Source organism: Oceanobacillus aidingensis (assembly GCF_042654105.1).
Lineage (GTDB): Bacteria > Bacillota > Bacilli > Bacillales > Amphibacillaceae > Oceanobacillus > Oceanobacillus oncorhynchi.
Map to the genome: position 1 here is coordinate 79,509 of NZ_JBHSFT010000047.1, position 15,596 is coordinate 95,104.

Annotated in this window: 21 protein-coding genes and 1 other RNA gene; 17 read left to right on the forward strand and 5 right to left on the reverse strand. The window is 38.3% G+C overall.

Going from position 1 to position 15,596, the window contains the following annotated elements; translation table 11 throughout:
* Positions 1-8 precede the first annotated feature (8 nt).
* Positions 9-587, reverse strand: coding sequence for a Holliday junction resolvase RecU (gene recU, locus ACFO3P_RS18170; RefSeq protein ID WP_193062172.1), 579 nt, complete (start codon positions 585-587; stop codon positions 9-11).
* Between the two features lie 715 nt (positions 588-1,302).
* Here recU and ACFO3P_RS18175 point away from each other — a divergent pair.
* From ACFO3P_RS18175 to ACFO3P_RS18200, 6 genes are all read left to right on the forward strand, one after another.
* A complete protein-coding gene (locus ACFO3P_RS18175) occupies positions 1,303-1,518 on the forward strand; it encodes a hypothetical protein (protein WP_042534092.1) in 216 nt (71 codons plus the stop codon).
* 117 nt (positions 1,519-1,635) lie between these two features.
* Complete coding sequence (locus tag ACFO3P_RS18180; protein ID WP_042534091.1) at positions 1,636-1,998, forward strand: DUF1798 family protein; 363 nt, start codon at positions 1,636-1,638, stop codon at positions 1,996-1,998.
* A 34-nt stretch (positions 1,999-2,032) separates the two neighbouring features.
* A complete protein-coding gene (locus tag ACFO3P_RS18185; protein ID WP_042534089.1) occupies positions 2,033-2,425 on the forward strand; it encodes a cytidine deaminase in 393 nt (130 codons plus the stop codon).
* Between the two features lie 212 nt (positions 2,426-2,637).
* Entirely contained in the window at positions 2,638-2,952 is a 315-nt protein-coding gene (gene gpsB / locus ACFO3P_RS18190; protein ID WP_042534087.1) for a cell division regulator GpsB, read from the forward strand.
* A 57-nt stretch (positions 2,953-3,009) separates the two neighbouring features.
* An RNA gene (gene rnpB / locus ACFO3P_RS18195) (RNase P RNA component class B) lies at positions 3,010-3,395 on the forward strand.
* 121 nt (positions 3,396-3,516) lie between these two features.
* Positions 3,517-4,647 (forward strand): THUMP domain-containing class I SAM-dependent RNA methyltransferase, encoded by a 1,131-nt coding sequence (locus ACFO3P_RS18200; protein WP_193062171.1) that lies wholly within the window; start codon positions 3,517-3,519, stop codon positions 4,645-4,647.
* Between the two features lie 241 nt (positions 4,648-4,888).
* Here the strand turns inward: ACFO3P_RS18200 and ACFO3P_RS18205 are convergent, their stop codons facing one another.
* The 4 genes from ACFO3P_RS18205 to ACFO3P_RS18220 form a co-directional block, all read right to left on the reverse strand.
* Positions 4,889-6,562, reverse strand: coding sequence for a b(o/a)3-type cytochrome-c oxidase subunit 1 (locus ACFO3P_RS18205; RefSeq protein WP_379542575.1), 1,674 nt, complete (start codon positions 6,560-6,562; stop codon positions 4,889-4,891).
* Complete coding sequence (locus ACFO3P_RS18210) at positions 6,543-7,076, reverse strand: cupredoxin domain-containing protein (RefSeq protein ID WP_212928184.1); 534 nt, start codon at positions 7,074-7,076, stop codon at positions 6,543-6,545. Before ACFO3P_RS18210 ends, ACFO3P_RS18205 begins: the two co-directional genes overlap by 20 nt.
* A gap of 18 nt (positions 7,077-7,094) precedes the next feature.
* Positions 7,095-7,205, reverse strand: a complete 111-nt coding sequence (locus ACFO3P_RS18215; RefSeq protein ID WP_084612974.1) for a cytochrome c oxidase subunit 2A — start codon at positions 7,203-7,205, stop codon at positions 7,095-7,097.
* Between the two features lie 487 nt (positions 7,206-7,692).
* A complete protein-coding gene (locus tag ACFO3P_RS18220; protein ID WP_042534079.1) occupies positions 7,693-7,893 on the reverse strand; it encodes a cold-shock protein in 201 nt (66 codons plus the stop codon).
* 439 nt (positions 7,894-8,332) lie between these two features.
* Here ACFO3P_RS18220 and ACFO3P_RS18225 point away from each other — a divergent pair, with 439 nt between their 5' ends.
* The 11 genes from ACFO3P_RS18225 to ACFO3P_RS18275 all read left to right on the forward strand — a co-directional run bounded on the left by ACFO3P_RS18225 (position 8,333) and on the right by ACFO3P_RS18275 (position 15,524).
* Complete coding sequence (locus ACFO3P_RS18225) at positions 8,333-9,286, forward strand: thymidylate synthase (protein ID WP_289585152.1); 954 nt, start codon at positions 8,333-8,335, stop codon at positions 9,284-9,286.
* Between the two features lie 36 nt (positions 9,287-9,322).
* Complete coding sequence (locus tag ACFO3P_RS18230) at positions 9,323-9,814, forward strand: dihydrofolate reductase (protein ID WP_193062167.1); 492 nt, start codon at positions 9,323-9,325, stop codon at positions 9,812-9,814.
* Between the two features lie 86 nt (positions 9,815-9,900).
* Positions 9,901-10,104, forward strand: a complete 204-nt coding sequence (tatA, locus tag ACFO3P_RS18235; RefSeq protein ID WP_042534073.1) for a twin-arginine translocase TatA/TatE family subunit — start codon at positions 9,901-9,903, stop codon at positions 10,102-10,104.
* A gap of 35 nt (positions 10,105-10,139) precedes the next feature.
* The gene (gene tatA / locus ACFO3P_RS18240; protein WP_040982187.1) at positions 10,140-10,310 is read left to right on the forward strand and encodes a twin-arginine translocase TatA/TatE family subunit; all 171 of its coding nucleotides are present in this window, start codon (positions 10,140-10,142) and stop codon (positions 10,308-10,310) included.
* A gap of 71 nt (positions 10,311-10,381) precedes the next feature.
* A complete protein-coding gene (gene tatC, locus ACFO3P_RS18245; protein ID WP_042534071.1) occupies positions 10,382-11,137 on the forward strand; it encodes a twin-arginine translocase subunit TatC in 756 nt (251 codons plus the stop codon).
* A 12-nt stretch (positions 11,138-11,149) separates the two neighbouring features.
* The gene (locus ACFO3P_RS18250; RefSeq protein WP_289585151.1) at positions 11,150-11,374 is read left to right on the forward strand and encodes a YozE family protein; all 225 of its coding nucleotides are present in this window, start codon (positions 11,150-11,152) and stop codon (positions 11,372-11,374) included.
* 253 nt (positions 11,375-11,627) lie between these two features.
* Positions 11,628-12,161: a VrrA/YqfQ family protein gene (gene vrrA, locus ACFO3P_RS18255; protein ID WP_193062165.1), complete on the forward strand. Its 534-nt coding sequence runs from the start codon at positions 11,628-11,630 to the stop codon at positions 12,159-12,161.
* A gap of 122 nt (positions 12,162-12,283) precedes the next feature.
* A complete protein-coding gene (gene msrB / locus ACFO3P_RS18260) occupies positions 12,284-13,243 on the forward strand; it encodes a peptide-methionine (R)-S-oxide reductase MsrB (protein WP_256704707.1) in 960 nt (319 codons plus the stop codon).
* A 42-nt stretch (positions 13,244-13,285) separates the two neighbouring features.
* Positions 13,286-13,489: a DUF6501 family protein gene (locus ACFO3P_RS18265; protein WP_042534067.1), complete on the forward strand. Its 204-nt coding sequence runs from the start codon at positions 13,286-13,288 to the stop codon at positions 13,487-13,489.
* Between the two features lie 140 nt (positions 13,490-13,629).
* The gene (locus tag ACFO3P_RS18270; protein WP_017796848.1) at positions 13,630-13,869 is read left to right on the forward strand and encodes a 4Fe-4S dicluster domain-containing protein; all 240 of its coding nucleotides are present in this window, start codon (positions 13,630-13,632) and stop codon (positions 13,867-13,869) included.
* Between the two features lie 137 nt (positions 13,870-14,006).
* Entirely contained in the window at positions 14,007-15,524 is a 1,518-nt protein-coding gene (locus ACFO3P_RS18275; protein WP_276540056.1) for an FAD-dependent oxidoreductase, read from the forward strand.
* Positions 15,525-15,596: the final 72 nt, after the last annotated feature.

The window sequence follows — 15,596 nt, forward strand, 5'->3', positions numbered from 1 at the left end:
CTCCATATCTATAGGTAGAGCTTATCAACAACAGATAAAAAATCAACTTTTTTCTGGTAATGAAAGGGGACAGGGTGTCCCAATTGTTTTACATGATTATAAGAAATTGATTTCTTACCACCATCAAATTGCTCCTGCCAGCAAACAAATAAATCTTTTGCATCGAATAGATAAGTTTCTTCATAAGCTCTAAACCGTAAAATAATAAAGCTGATTCCACCGTGCTTTATTACTTGCTGCATGTGATGAACTTGATGTTCATGGATATTGGCAAGCGGAAAGGATGTTTTATTTTTCGTTTCCTTTGCCTCAAAATCAATATACTTTCCTTTATAAATGCCGTTGTAATCAGTAGTTGATGCTTGTTTAAAGTATGCTTCGGTAATTACTGCAGCACTCCGTCTTGGATAATGGACATTTACAATTTGCACGGGTGTCGGTTTTTTATGAATAACTGCCTGTCCTTGTATTCGATAAAAATCAGTGGTTTCATTTATTTCTTCTTCAAGCGTCATTCCTCTCCTGCTAAAACTTGTTTGCTTTGGTTTTATGGTTAGTGGTTTCCGCTGACCATTTGGATAATTCATTTTGCCAAGCCTCCTAACACTCTATCCTAAATGAAAAACAGCAATATTGAAACATTACTGTTTCGGGCAGGATACATATAAAACCAGTACACCATATATTATAATATAAATTCAAGAAGGAAACGAATTATAGCGTGCGAAATCTGAAAAGATATGGACAAAATATGGAGAAATCAAATCATGTACTTTCCTTTGCCTCAGCCTTACATAGTCTACGCAAAAATGCATCTATTCATAAGGGTTGAAGCTTAAAAAATAACCTAATTATATTTCGCGGGCAGGGTGCACCCGCAAAATAAAATTAGGTTATTTGCTGAAAATACTTTTTAACTTAAGTGGAAGGACGGTCAGGACCTGCTATTTTTTTATCTCTTGTTTTCTCATTGTTATTCTTTTTGTTATTTGCATTCGTTTTTTGCTGTCCTTTTGACGGTTTCATGAATATTAACCTCCTTTTTCCTTGTAAATAGCTGCTTTCGTTTATTTACTGTATTCCTCTTGAAGGAAGAGTTGATGAAACCTCCAGCAGCATAAGGCTTCAATATATAGCTTGTCTAATTTTGTGCAAATCATTACAGTTTTGCACTAGTTTTGTTTTGATTATTCTAGTTTTGTCGAATGGGAAGGAGGTTTCCCTTCTCACGTGGAATAAGTAGCGCATCCACTTTTAGAAACGAACGATTTTATTTTTAAATATATAGGAGGAGAATAAAATATGTTACTTTCAAAATCTGCCCTTCCCGAAGAAAATAAAGGATACAGCAAAAAGGATATGGAAGCACAAATAGAACAAATTCAGGAACAGCTTGCATTAATTCATTTTAAGTTAAAAGCAAAAGTAGATAGTGAAGTATGGGTGCAATTTCAAACAAAAACAAATAGTTTAAAACAAACCGAACTGGAATTTCAAAGACTAAAACAGCTATTATAATCATTTACAGGTGATTTTATGTGTTGTTCATGACTTTTCTATCTATTATATGATAAAATTTATTTAACGATTTTATATAAAAGCATGCAGTTTGAAATTGAAGGATGACTATTTAAAATGAAACTCAGCGAACAAACAGAGAAGTTAAATCACCATTTAGAAACACTTCGGGAGAGGTTTGAGAAAAGCGAAGCTCCCAGTGACCGAAAAGACCGTTCATTTTTTAATATGGTAAAAGCAGAAACAGCTCCTATCTATGATTTATTAGAAAGCTGGGAGAGAGATGCTTCAGCCGCTGTAAAAGAAAGAAAAGCATCCGTTCACCCAAATCAAGTTCAATCAACAAGGGAGAATATGGAATTATTGTTAATGCATAGTTATTATTTGGATGTCAGAAGAAAAAGATATATGGAATTATATACATCCATTCGATATGTTTTTGATTTACTGCTGGATACCTTGGAAGAAGAAGATAAATAAAGAGAGATGCGAAAGCGTCAGGAGGAACATTCACATGAAAGAAAAATTACTCGAAGAAGCAATTCAAATCAGAGCTAGAGCGTATGTACCCTATTCCGAATTTCCGGTAGGTGCCGCACTGTTAACAAGCTCAGGGAAAATCTATACGGGATGCAATATCGAAAATGCTGCCTATCCATCTACCTGCTGTGCAGAACGGGTTGCTATTTTTAAAGCTATTTCGGACGGAGAGACAGAATTTACAGAGATGGCTGTTGCAGCAGATACAAAACGTCCAGTGCCTCCATGCGGGACGTGCAGGCAGGTGATGAGTGAATTTTTTGCTCCTGATATGACCATCCACTTAACTAATTTAAACAAAGATGTACAGACGCTAACTACAGATCAATTATTACCTTTTTCATTCCAAAAGGAAGATATGGATTAAAAAGCCTTTGCGTTTATCAGAAAGCGTCAAACCGGCAATGATAACCTTTTTTTTAATGGAAATATTGGAGAGATTTATAAATTTTAGAAGGAGACTGATATTCAGTTTCCTTTTTTATGTTATAATAGCTTTAATAAATATAGAATAATGTTAAAATAAAAACACATGATGAAAAATGATAAGTAATAGTATATTTCAGAGGTGATTTGGTAATGAGTATTGATCGCGTTCAACTTAATGGAAAGAAAATTTTAGAAAAAGATTTTAAAACAGGAATCAGAGGGTATTCTCAGGAAGAAGTAGATGAATTTTTAGATATCATTATTCAGGATTATGATAATTTCAAACAGGAAATTGATCGTCTAAACGAAGAGATCGAAAAATTGAAAAGCAATCGTCCAGCAGCAGAAACACCTAGAGCACGTTCTACACAGCAAAGCTCACAGGTTAATTATGACGTGTTAAAACGCTTATCCAACCTTGAAAAAGCTGTATTTGGAAAAAGATACGCTGATTCAGAAGAATAACTGAAGAGATGATTGATTTTTTTAAAGAACTTTGCTAAACTGTTTTAGGCTGCTTAAATGTCTATGTAATCGCTATGTCCATTTTTGGATGTAGAGGAAAGTCCATGCTCACACAGGCTGCGATGCCTGTAGTGTTCGCGCTTGATGAAATCATAAGTCAAGGTAGTTTTTAATAAACTAACGGCAGACGAGCTGTACTAAGTCACTTTTTGTGATATGTCAGCTCTCTTGAAAGTGCCACAGTGACGTAGCTGGTTTGGAAACATACCAGGTGGAACGAGGTAAACCCCGCGAGTGAGCAACCCAAATAATGGTAGGGGCATCCTTTAGTAGGGAATGGAACCGAACAAGGGACAGCAACAGCTGTAGATAGATGATTACAACCGGCGTACAAGGCTTGACCACCGTTTGCAGTACAATGGAACAGAACATGGCTTACCGGACATTTAAAGGTCGTGCTGATGAACAAACAGATTCTATTTCCAATTAAATGAAATAGAATCTTTTTTTCTTTTAATGATAAACCTACTAATAATGACTAATGACCGAGAGGAATATTTAAAAATGAAACAAGTAACTTTAATTGCTACAGCAGCGATGGGACTTGAATCAATTGTTGCAAAAGAAGTAAGAGATCTTGGATATGAAGCCACAGTAGAAAACGGAAAAGTTATCTTTGATGCGCCAATTTCCGCTATCCCAAGATGTAATTTATGGTTAAGAACCGCTGACCGCGTAAAAATTCTTGTCGGCAAATTTCAGGCCAAGACATTTGATGAATTATTTGAACAGACTAAGGCGCTTCCCTGGGAAAGTTATATTGATGAAACAGGGCAGATACCTGTATCAGGCAAATCTGTCAAATCGACGCTATACAGTGTGCCAGATTGCCAAGCTATTGTGAAAAAAGCAATTGTAGAACGAATGAAATTAAAATATGGACTCATAAATAAGCTGGAGGAATCCGGAGCGCTCTACAAAACAGAAATTGCTCTATTAAAGGATGAAGCAACACTGACGATTGATACTTCCGGGACAGGCTTACACAAGCGAGGATACCGTGTCGGGCAAGGGGAAGCTCCTTTAAAAGAGACACTTGCAGCAGCGCTTGTTCAATTAACCAACTGGAAGCCTGACCAGCCTTTAACCGACCCATTCTGCGGCTCTGGAACGATTTTAATCGAGGCTGCACTCATCGGCCAAAACATTGCACCCGGATTTAATCGTGAATTTGCTTCAGAGGAATGGAGTTTTGTAAAACAGAAGCATTGGGATGCGGCTTTTGGAGAAGCAGAAGAGGTAGCGAACTATGACCAGCCTTTATTTATCACTGGTTCGGATATCAGCCATCAGCTGATTGAAACAGCACAGGCAAATGCGCTGGAAGCAGGGCTTGGTGATTTGATTGAGTGGAAGCAGATGCAGGTCAGCGATCTTACAATCAAGCAAAAGGACGGGTATTTAATCACGAACCCGCCATACGGAGAACGTTTAAGCGATAGGGAAGAAGTAGAGAAGATGTATCAGGATCTGGGGACTATCATGCGTCATCATCCATCCTGGAGCGCATACATTATTACGGCGTATGAGCAATTTGAAAAAGTATTTGGAAAACCAGCCACAAAGAAACGTAAGCTGTTTAATGGTTTTATCCAGACGAATTATTATCAATATTTCGGGCAGAAAGAGGATTAGAACCCCTCGTAATCATGCATTAAAGACGGCAGCAGGTAATCATGGAAAAACGATTACCTGCTGCCGTTTTTTATTATTTTTCAAATGAATTCTTTTTGTCTTGTTCAGACACGTGCTTTTCTGCAATCTATTAAAAAAATTCTTTTTCAATTTCCGTTAACTCACGGTCCAGCTTATGCTTAAAATCAGTTTCGAGATGTTTATATATTTTTCTGTTCATCATTTATTGAATTACTTCCACTTATAAAATACCGTCAAATGGAGGAGATCCTGGCGGTGCATTTTGAATAATATCTATCATCGGAATCGTATATGCAAATAATATCAAAGCAATTGTGATTCCAATCCACAGCTTCCAATTTTCCATCCATTGCGGTGTAGGCTGTGCATCCTCTTCTTCTTCCGCAATAGGGTATTCTTCTTCCCCTTTAGGAGCAAATGCGATTAAATCCACAAAAATGTATACCATCAGTACAATACCGATAAACAAGAGGGTGCCTCCAACAGCCTGTGCAGTCTGATAACCAACCCATTCTGCCGCTTGCTCGGTACCGCCGTATTCGGAGAAGGAGGATCTTCTTGGTCCTCCTAAAAGTCCTTGAATATGCATTGCCCCAGACATAATAAGCATCCCGACAGCCCAAATAATGGTTTGATAAATTCCCAGCTTATGAATCTTTGGCGTCAGCTTTCTGCCTGTTAAATGCGGTATTAACCAGTATGCAATCCCAAAGAAAGTGAGGAGTACTGTCGTCGCAATCGTTAAATGAAAGTGTCCTGTTACCCAAATCGTATTATGAACAAGCGTATTCAATTGGTGAGATGCGTTAATAATACCGCCTGCTCCGCCAGGGATAAACGCAAGCATTCCGACAAACGGAGCTACAAAACGGACGTCCTTCCAAGGCAATTTTTTAAACCAGTCAAACAGTCCGGTTGCACCTTGTTTTCTGCCTGTAGTTTCAAACATAGCAAACATTGAAAATGCAGTCATTAAACTTGGTACAATAACCATAAAGGTAAGAACTACCTGAATAAACTTCCATGTTGGATCAATTCCAGGCTCTGTAAGCTGATGGTGAAAACCAACAGGAATGGAGAAAAATAAGAATAAAACAAAGGAAAGCCTTGCTAACGAATCACTGAATATTTTTCCGCCAATAATCTTTGGTATAATCGCGTACCATGCCATATATGCAGGCAATAACCAGAAATAAACCAGCGGATGGCCAAAATACCAGAATAATGTCCGGCTTAACAGAACATTAATCGTCTCTGCATACCCTAATGACCATGGGATAAATTGGACCAGCACTGCGACTGCCACACCAATGGAACAAATAACCCACATAATCATATTAATCGTAACCATAAATGCTAACAGCGGTGTTTTCTGACCTGGATGCGCTTTTTTCCAAACATAGACCTGATGCCAATTTACAAAAGCCGCAATCCAAGAGCCAACGACCACAAGCGCAAGCCCGATATAAAAGATAGGGTGTGCTTTTAATGGCGCATAGAAGGTATATAGAACATTTGCTTCTCCCAGTAAAATGGCTGTTCCTGTTAAAGCTGTTCCTATCGTCATCGTCCAAAAAGACAGCCAGCCCAGCTTCCGTTGTTTATCGGACATTCCGACGGTTTTACCTAATAAGGAATATTGAAAGCCGATAATGAAGAAGGTAGTCAGTACTAATGCCAGGATAACGCCGTGTAAAGTAAGAATTTGATAATAGCCGATACCAAGCGGAAGTTCAAAATCGCCTGAACGCACCAATACTTGTAATAACCCCATTAATCCTCCAATAAATAAGGAAATAAATGCAACATACATAAAGGAAAGATATAATTTCGCTTCCGGTTTTGTAATCGGTAAGGGTGTTACATTAATTTCTTCATTCGGCTGCTGTTTCATTGCCAGACTCATCGTCGACCACCTCCACTGTCGCAAACATCATATGGTGTCCTACACCACAATATTCATTACATACTAATGTAAATTCTCCCGTTTGATTAAGCTCTACTTCCAAGCTGCTGATATATCCGGGCTCCACCATCATATTGACGTTGGTGCCGGCGATATTTAATCCATGGATAACATCGGTTGTAACTGCCTGAAATAAAACGGTTGATCCTTTAGGTATTTCAATGTGAGATACCGCGTTACCTTCCCCGTCATCACCTAAATCGTAACTGAAGGTACTCGCAACAATATTAACAATATATCTATCATCATCTACTTGTGTCAGTCCGAGGTTTTCTCTCTCGAAAGCCTCGTTTGCTTCTACATTCTCAGGGTCAATGGTCACACCGTGACTTTGCGGATGTGTACCTAAATAGAATGCCCCGAATCCAAGTATCAGCAGAAATAATACAAGTGCTCCGCCGCCGAAGATAAGCCATATCTTCTCGTATTTGTGTAAGTGCATCTTCTTTCTCCTCCTTCTTTATCGCGATAAAAATAATAAAAATACTGCAAACCAGCTGATAAGAATAACAACCCCTATAGTGATAACGGAAAAAAATGTACCCTTTAAATTAGGTTCAGGTTTTTTCATGTGATTCACCCCTTTTGTAACTTCTTGCCTATATGACTATCATATCGAAAATAAGTCTTGTGTACGTTATCAAATCGCACTTTTCACAATTCGTTCACTTATTCACAAATAAGGTGATTTGACTATTTTACAAACTTTTTGGTTAGAAAAGTTTATGTCTTTTTGGTGAACAAATAAAGAAAATCATTGACAAAATGTAATAGTACGGATTCAAAAAGTATGGTCCATTTTATAGGGTTTTTGCCTATCTCCTTATGAGGGAAGCATTGCATCATGCATGATATAAAAAGGGGACGGAGGGTTGGACTGGTTTGTTTAAAGCAATGAGATTTTCTATGTTTCCTGCAAAAGCAGGCAAGGCAATTCGATTATTCACTTCGATGGCATCCGCAGCAGAGGTGAGACCTTACCTGAAGGAATCATTCTTGATTACCAATAAAAAAAGCAGAACCCCTCTCAAGGATCCTGCTTGCATCTATAATAGTTTTTATTTTTTCTCAACGTTTGCCGCTTGTGGACCGCGTTCGCCTTCCACTACATCGAAGACAACTTCTTGTCCTTCTTCTAATGTTTTAAAGCCTTCTTCTTGGATAGCAGAATAATGTACGAAAATATCATTCCCTTCCTCTAATTGAATAAACCCGTAACCTTTTTCTGCATTAAACCATTTTACTACTCCGTTTTCCATGTTAAATTTCCTCCTAAATACTTCCACGTAAAACGCGTGTGATTACAAAGCAGAAGAACGAAATATGAAAAAGGCAGCCTTCGATAGAAGAACGGGATCATAATCATCCACTTCTGTCTATCGAAGCTGCCTTTACTTTCTAATGATTCCGTGCTATCTTCTTTGCTTGTACCCATATTAGCTTAAATTTTTTTCGTAGTCAAGAAAACCTTACCATTTTCTATAATAATCAAAAGGTTTTGAATATATATGATTTATTTTCTTTTCTCTAAATGGATTAATTTAAAGTTGAGAAACATATAGGCCATGAATTTCTGTTATAATAGGGTTGTTTAAAAACCTGAGGATAGATAAAGGGAAATGAAATAATATAGTCAATATAAGCTCTTGCTAAAATATTTTAAGTTCAGGAGACATATTATATAGAGGAGGATTATAAATGCAGGGAGAACAAGGCTACTTAGATTTATGCCGTAAAATATTAGCTACGGGAGAGAATCGTGATGATCGGACAAACACAGGTACTTATTCCGTTTTTGGCCATCAAATCCGATTTGATTTACAGAAGGGGTTCCCGTTGTTAACTACAAAAAAAGTTCCGTTCCGATTGGTTGCTACTGAATTATTATGGTTTATCAAAGGAGATTCAAACATCCGTTATTTACTGGAACATAATAATAATATCTGGAACGAATGGGCTTTTGAGAAATGGATTAAAAGCGCGGAGTATACAGGCCCGGATATGACAAACTTTGGGATACGCAGCCAAGAGGACGCTGCCTTTAAAAAAGAATATGACCAGCAAATGGAGCTGTTCAAAGAGAAAATACTCCAGGATGATACCTTCGCTCAGACGTATGGCGATTTGGGTTCTGTCTATGGGAAACAGTGGAGAGATTGGAAAACATCTAAAGGAGAATCCATCGATCAATTAAAAGAAACCATTGAAGCAATTAAAAACAACCCAAACTCCAGACGCCACATTGTATCTGCTTGGAACCCGGAGGATATTCCGACGATGGCCCTGCCTCCATGTCATACGCTGTTTCAGTTTTATGTAGCGGATGGAAAATTATCCTGTCAGCTCTATCAGCGCAGTGCAGATGTGTTTATCGGTGTTCCGTTCAATATTGCCAGCTATGCACTGTTAACGCATTTAATTGCACATGAATGCGGGTTAGAAGCGGGCGAGTTTGTTCATACCTTTGGAGACGCACATATCTATTCCAATCATATAGAACAGGTCAACCAGCAGTTAGAAAGAGATATCCGGGAGATGCCGGCATTAAAGATAAATGCCTCTGGAAAATCGATTTTTGATATTGAAATAACGGATTTGGAAATCGAAAATTATCACCCGCACCCAGCCATTAAAGCGCCAATCGCCGTTTAAATAATGAAGCATACACAACTGAATGGAGGCTAACGCATGATTTCATTACTATTTGCCGCTAGCAGGAATAATGTGATCGGCTATCAAAATGGGATGCCCTGGCATTTGCCGCAGGACTTAAAATTTTTTAAAGAGAAGACAACAGGAAATACGATTATTATGGGAAGAAAAACATTAGAATCGATGAACGGGCCTCTTCCGAAGCGGCGTAATGTTGTGCTGACCAGAAATAAAGATTTTGCACTCGACGGGGTAGAAATTATTCATGACTTATCTGATGTAGAGCGCTGGAACGAAGCACACCCAGAGAAAGAATATTTCATCATCGGCGGCGGAGAGATTTATGAACAGGCATTGCCTATCGCTGACCGCATGTATATTACACGGATTGACGAAGAATTCCCCGGCGATACATTTGCGCCGGATTTTGATGAAGCGGCGTGGGAGCTGACGGAAAAGGAAAAAGGCATAAAAAATGAGAAAAATCCGTATGACTATTATTTTCTGCAGTACGACCGCAAAAATTAACTTGTCTAACGATTTCTAAACATGCTATGATGGAAAGAGATTATGTTCTATTAGAGGACACAATATGAATAAAGAGGGTGTCAATGATGGGTATTGCAAGTATAGGCGTTCCAGGACTTATATTAATCGTGATATTAGCCCTTATTATCTTTGGACCTAATAAGCTTCCGCAAATAGGGAAGGCTGCCGGACAAACGCTGAAGGAATTTAAAAGTTCTACACGTGATTTAACGCAGGATATCACAGATGAGACAAAAGAGGTTAAGTCGATTGTGAAAGAAGAAAAATGAGTTTAGTCTCATATACGGAGTGAAGGATAATGAACATATTTTCAAATATCGGATTTCCCGGTTTAATTTTAATCATTATTGCTGCTTTAATTGTCTTTGGTCCAAATAAACTTCCTGAAATCGGAAGAGCGCTTGGAACAACATTAAAAGAGTTTAAAAATGCAAGTCAGGATATTTTAAATGACAATCCTAAAAAGAAACAATAATCAAATGCAGAGGTGTAGGGATTATTCCTTGCATCTCTTTTGTGTCATCAGTTAAAAAGGTGGGGTGAACTATGTCTGAACCAGAAGAGCAGATACCTGGAGAAAAAGAAATGAACGTTGGAGGACATTTGACAGAACTCCGAAATCGTTTAATTGTTACAGCGATTATATTCTTATTGTTTTTTATTGTCGGTTTTATTAATGTGAAAAGCATTTATCAGTTTTTTGTAGATGATATTGATATGCAGCTGACAGTCATCAGCCCAGCTGAGATTATTTGGATCTATTTTTCCATCGCAGGATTACTTGCCTTTGCCGCAACGATACCTGTTATCGTATATCAGCTTTGGGCATTTGTCAGTCCCGCTTTAACCGCAAAAGAAAAGCGAGTATCCTTAGGGTACATACCGGGATCATTAATTTTATTTGTACTGGGGCTTGTCTTTGGTTATGTGGTATTTATTAAATTGATTTTTCCATTTTTATTATCTTTGAATGATGATATGTTTAATATTATGTTTACCGTGGATCGCTATTTTGGATTTTTATTAAAAATAACACTGCCATTCGCCTTTTTATTTGAGCTTCCGGTGGTAACCATGTTCCTGACAAGCCTGGGGATATTAACTCCGGCATTTATGGTGAAAAACCGTAAATATGCTTATTTTATTTTAATTGTTGTCGGGGTATTGATAACACCGCCTGATTTTTTTCTGCAGATTGTTGTAGCAATACCGTTAATCGTTATTTATGAACTGAGTATCCAATTATGTAAGATGGTATATCGAAAGAAACAAGCACAACATGAAGCCTTTATGAATGAATAGGGGAGGGGAACTATGCGTCAATCTTTTTATCAATTCTTATTAACACATCGCGGGAAATTGGAGCAGGATGATTATTCTCAACTAGCAGATTGGGCATTCTACGATCATCATTTCCCGAAATACGCTGAAACGTATGATGAAATCAGCGAATACCTTGAATGGAATAGTCCATTTCCTGGTGCATTGGCAGCGTTTGATGCACTTTGGTCGGAATATGAATGGAAACACAGCAGCTGAAACAGGCTGCTTTTTTCATGGAGAAATCATATTAGTTCATCGCAAAAGCTTAAAGTAAGAAGTTAAACAAACGTTTGATTAATGACTTTTTGACGAATATCGGATGATTTCGACATTCTTTTGGCTTCCCAGCTGTTTAATTGGTGATTCCTGCGGTTTCCCGGGAAATGATTGCATGAATACGGGGGAATGTCTACACAGTTATATGGCTTCCGCATATTCTATAGCAGAACACAAAAAAGAGTAAATATGGATGGATAAGGGGTGGATAGTGATGGTTTTTCCACGCAGAAATCAAATGCCTCGTTCGCCGCAGCCCCCTTTTCGTAATGGACGCCATGATTTGAGGGGAATCCCGAGAGAAATAAGAAACACAAACGGAGCTGTAAATACAAAAGGCGAATCAAGAGGATTAGCAAGTTTATTGTCCGGGTCGGGAGGCGGAGGTGTCACGCAAAGCCTGGCTCAATCAGGAGGCGTTTCTACGCTTTCTAAAACGTTGGGAGGGGTACAGCAGGTTCTGGGTGTTGTACAATCAACAGCACCCTTAGTGCAAGAGTATGGACCGATGATTAAGAATCTCCCTTCGATGTACAGGATGATGAAGGCTTTTAAAACATTCAGCAAGGAAGACAGTGAGGAAATATCAGAGGAAGAGCGTATTCCTCCAGAACGTCCAAATCAAACAGCAGAAATCAATAAGCAGCCGGAGCAGACGGCAAAAATCAAAGAAGAACCTGTACAAAATAGAGAAAAGGGTGTTTCTACACCGAGATTATATGTTTAAGTCAAGCAGAAGGCTGAAATTATGATTAAAATAAGCCTTCTGCTTGATTTTTTTTTATAAAAAAGGAAAAATAGGGGGAGAGTATAGAAAAGAAGGAAAATAGCGATTGGAGGAAAAAAAGTATGTCACAACAAAAAGAACTCGCCACTTTTGCAGGAGGATGTTTTTGGTGTATGGTAGAGCCGTTTGATGAACGTCCCGGGGTAATCAGCATTCGTTCCGGATATACTGGCGGTCACGTAGAAAATCCAACCTATGAGCAGGTTTGCTCCAATACAACAGGACATGTTGAAGCGGTTCAAATAGAATATGACCCAAGCATTATGCCATATGAAGAGCTTGTAGAAACATTTTGGCAGCAAATTGACCCGACTGACGCAGACGGCCAATTTAATGATCGTGGTGAATCCTATCAAACAGCTATTTTCTATCACGATGAAGAACAGAAAGAAATAGCGGAGCATTCCAAAGAATTGCTGCAGCAAAGCGGAAAATTTAAAAAAGATATTGTTACGCCGATTCTTCCGGCTAAACCATTTTATGAAGCGGAGGAAGAGCATCAGGATTATTATAAGAAACGCTCTTTTCATTATAGAATGTATAAAAAAGGATCTGGACGAGAAGGATTTATCAAAGAGAATTGGCAAAATAAGCCTTCTGCAGAAGAATTACAAGAAAAGTTGACACCGCTGCAATACCATGTCACGCAGGAAAATGGGACAGAGCGTCCGTTTGACAATGAATATTGGGATAATAAAGAAGAAGGTATTTACGTCGATATTATTTCCGGCAAGGTTCTTTTTTCATCAAAAGATCAATACGATGCCGGCTGTGGCTGGCCAAGCTTCACCAAGCCAGTTGACCCGCAGCAGGTTACAGATGTGACGGATACTTCTCATGGTATGATCCGTACCGAAGTACGCAGTAAACAATCTGATTCGCATTTGGGACATGTTTTTGAAGATGGACCAAAAGAAGCGGGAGGATTACGCTATTGTATGAACTCTGCTGCAATGCGTTTTATTCCAAAGGACAAAATGGAAGAAGAAGGGTATGGAAACTTTTTATATCTATTCAAATAGATTATAATATTATTATGTAAACAAGAGAAGGGGAACAAAAGAATGATTCATAAAGACTGGGAGAACAGCGAAACTATTAAACAAATCACATGTGTACATGCTAATGCCAAGAAATTTATCGTTGACCGTAAGCTTACACCGGGGAAGGTGTATGATGTAAAAAATGAAACAGAAGAGTTTTACTTTATTATTGACAATAGCGATCGGATAGCAGGATTCAGAAAAGATTACTTTGAAGAAAAATAAAGCAAAAAATAGCATGAGATAAGCCTTCTGCTTTGGAGAAAGTCTTATCTCATGCTTACATAAAGCGTTTCTTTTTATTTTAAAATGCGTTATAATGATTTAATATGTCAATAATATTGGTAAAGAGGAGGAGAATCTCGTTGGCTTTCATTATTACTTCACCATGTAAAACAGAAAAAGCGGGGGAATGTGTAGAAGTTTGCCCTGTTGATTGTATAGAAGAAGGCGAAGATATGTTCTATATCGATCCGGATATTTGCATCGATTGCGGTGCATGTGAGGCAGTTTGTCCAGTAGAAGCAATCTATATGGAGGATGAAGTGCCGGAAGAGGAGAATGAATATATTTCATTGAACCGGTTATTTTTTGAAAATCGTTAATTATACAAAGGCTGCTTCCTTTTATAGAAGCAGTCTTTTTCTATATCCTCATATTTATTCTTTTCTATTTCTGTTGAGTAATGATTACGTGAACAGGAGATACTAAAGAAAATATGTAAATGTGAGGTGCATTAAATATGGATATAAAATCAATTTGGCAGGCAGATACCGCATTCCAAGACTTTCCCAAGCTCGATGAATCAAAGAAAACAGAAGTTTGCATCGTCGGGGCCGGATTAACAGGAATCACTGCTGCGTATCTGCTCTCGAAAAAAGGCATAAAAGTTATCCTGATAGAAGCTGACCGTGTGCTGAGTGGTGTGACTGGACATACTTCAGCAAAAATCACTGCCCAGCATGGTATCATTTATTCAGAACTGATTGAAACCATGGGCGAGAAAAAAGCAAAACAATATTATCAGGCCATGCAAGAAACCATGCATTTTATAAAAAATGAAATCAAGGAAAACCAGATTGATTGTAATTATGAAGAACAGGATGCGTTTCTATATACAAATGATAACGCTTATTTAGCGCAATTAGATAAGGAAGCAGAAGCATATAAGACCTTAGATATTCCAGGAGAGCTTACCTCAGAGATGCCGCTGGAGATTCCTTTTAAAAAAGCGTTAAAAATGACTGGACAAGCCCAATTTCATCCTTTAAAGTATTTACAATTTATGCTAGAGGAAGCTGTAAAAAACGGCACAGAGGTTTACGAGCAAACTGTTGCAATGAAGCTGGAATATAATAGACAGCATACGGTCTTAACAAAGGATAAGCACCGTGTTGCATGTGATTATCTGATAGCAGCTACTCAATTTCCGTATATTGATCATCAAGGTCTCTATTTTGCCAAAATGTATGCAGAGCAATCTTATATTGTATCAGGAAAATACACAGGTAAATACCCGGGCGGAATGTATATTAATGTAGAAAATCCAACCCGTTCTATCCGGACAGCTACGTTAAATAATAAAGATACCTATCTTCTTATTGGCGGCGAAAACCACCGCTCAGGAGAAAGCACGGAGGAGAAATTATGCTATGACAATTTAAAGGCGTTTGCTAAAGAGCAATTTGAGATAACGGACATTTCTTATCAGTGGTCTGCACAGGACTTTACCACGCTGGATAAAATGCCATACATTGGCCCTATAACTGACGATGATCCTTCTATCTTCATTGCTACAGGCTATCGAAAATGGGGGATGACCAATGGCACATTAGCTGCAAATATTATAGCAGATAGTATTGCTGAAAAGGATGAAAATCCATACAATGAATTATTTTCTCCGGCACGTTTCGCTTCAAAGCCGATGCTAAAGAATCTATTCAAATTTAATATGGAGGTTGCCGCAGAGCTTTTAAAAGGTAAGCTGGATTTTATTCCGCCAGGGACAATAGATGATTTAGAAATAAATGAAGCCGTCATCACAAGGGTAAAAGGCTCTCGCGCTGGTGTTTATAAGGATATGGAGGAAAAACTGCATGTTTTGGATACGACTTGTACGCATCTAGGCTGTGAGGTCAATTGGAATGGTGCTGATAAAACATGGGATTGCCCTTGCCACGGTTCTCGTTATCATTATGACGGCGAGGTGTTGGCAGGACCTGCGAAAGAACCCTTAAGAAAATTGTCTCTGGATGAGTAATACAGAAAAGGAACACTCTTTTTTCAAATAAAAGTGTTCCTTTTTTTATGCAGCAATCATTGACTTAACTTT

What these genes read in the sequence shown, in the direction of transcription:
- msrB (WP_256704707.1), top strand. Translation starts at nt 12,284, where the DNA reads ATGTCACAACAAAAAGAACTCGCCACTTTTGCAGGAGGATGTTTTTGG.
- ACFO3P_RS18200 (WP_193062171.1), top strand. Translation starts at nt 3,517, where the DNA reads ATGAAACAAGTAACTTTAATTGCTACAGCAGCGATGGGACTTGAATCA.
- ACFO3P_RS18185 (WP_042534089.1), top strand. Translation starts at nt 2,033, where the DNA reads ATGAAAGAAAAATTACTCGAAGAAGCAATTCAAATCAGAGCTAGAGCG.
- ACFO3P_RS18220 (WP_042534079.1), bottom strand. Translation starts at nt 7,893, where the DNA reads ATGGAAAACGGAGTAGTAAAATGGTTTAATGCAGAAAAAGGTTACGGG.
- ACFO3P_RS18180 (WP_042534091.1), top strand. Translation starts at nt 1,636, where the DNA reads ATGAAACTCAGCGAACAAACAGAGAAGTTAAATCACCATTTAGAAACA.
- tatA (WP_042534073.1), top strand. Translation starts at nt 9,901, where the DNA reads ATGGGTATTGCAAGTATAGGCGTTCCAGGACTTATATTAATCGTGATA.
- tatC (WP_042534071.1), top strand. Translation starts at nt 10,382, where the DNA reads ATGTCTGAACCAGAAGAGCAGATACCTGGAGAAAAAGAAATGAACGTT.
- recU (WP_193062172.1), bottom strand. Translation starts at nt 587, where the DNA reads ATGAATTATCCAAATGGTCAGCGGAAACCACTAACCATAAAACCAAAG.
- ACFO3P_RS18265 (WP_042534067.1), top strand. Translation starts at nt 13,286, where the DNA reads ATGATTCATAAAGACTGGGAGAACAGCGAAACTATTAAACAAATCACA.
- vrrA (WP_193062165.1), top strand. Translation starts at nt 11,628, where the DNA reads ATGGATAAGGGGTGGATAGTGATGGTTTTTCCACGCAGAAATCAAATG.
- ACFO3P_RS18250 (WP_289585151.1), top strand. Translation starts at nt 11,150, where the DNA reads ATGCGTCAATCTTTTTATCAATTCTTATTAACACATCGCGGGAAATTG.
- ACFO3P_RS18275 (WP_276540056.1), top strand. Translation starts at nt 14,007, where the DNA reads ATGGATATAAAATCAATTTGGCAGGCAGATACCGCATTCCAAGACTTT.
- ACFO3P_RS18230 (WP_193062167.1), top strand. Translation starts at nt 9,323, where the DNA reads ATGATTTCATTACTATTTGCCGCTAGCAGGAATAATGTGATCGGCTAT.
- gpsB (WP_042534087.1), top strand. Translation starts at nt 2,638, where the DNA reads ATGAGTATTGATCGCGTTCAACTTAATGGAAAGAAAATTTTAGAAAAA.
- ACFO3P_RS18205 (WP_379542575.1), bottom strand. Translation starts at nt 6,562, where the DNA reads ATGAAACAGCAGCCGAATGAAGAAATTAATGTAACACCCTTACCGATT.
- ACFO3P_RS18210 (WP_212928184.1), bottom strand. Translation starts at nt 7,076, where the DNA reads ATGCACTTACACAAATACGAGAAGATATGGCTTATCTTCGGCGGCGGA.
- ACFO3P_RS18175 (WP_042534092.1), top strand. Translation starts at nt 1,303, where the DNA reads ATGTTACTTTCAAAATCTGCCCTTCCCGAAGAAAATAAAGGATACAGC.
- ACFO3P_RS18215 (WP_084612974.1), bottom strand. Translation starts at nt 7,205, where the DNA reads ATGAAAAAACCTGAACCTAATTTAAAGGGTACATTTTTTTCCGTTATC.
- ACFO3P_RS18225 (WP_289585152.1), top strand. Translation starts at nt 8,333, where the DNA reads ATGCAGGGAGAACAAGGCTACTTAGATTTATGCCGTAAAATATTAGCT.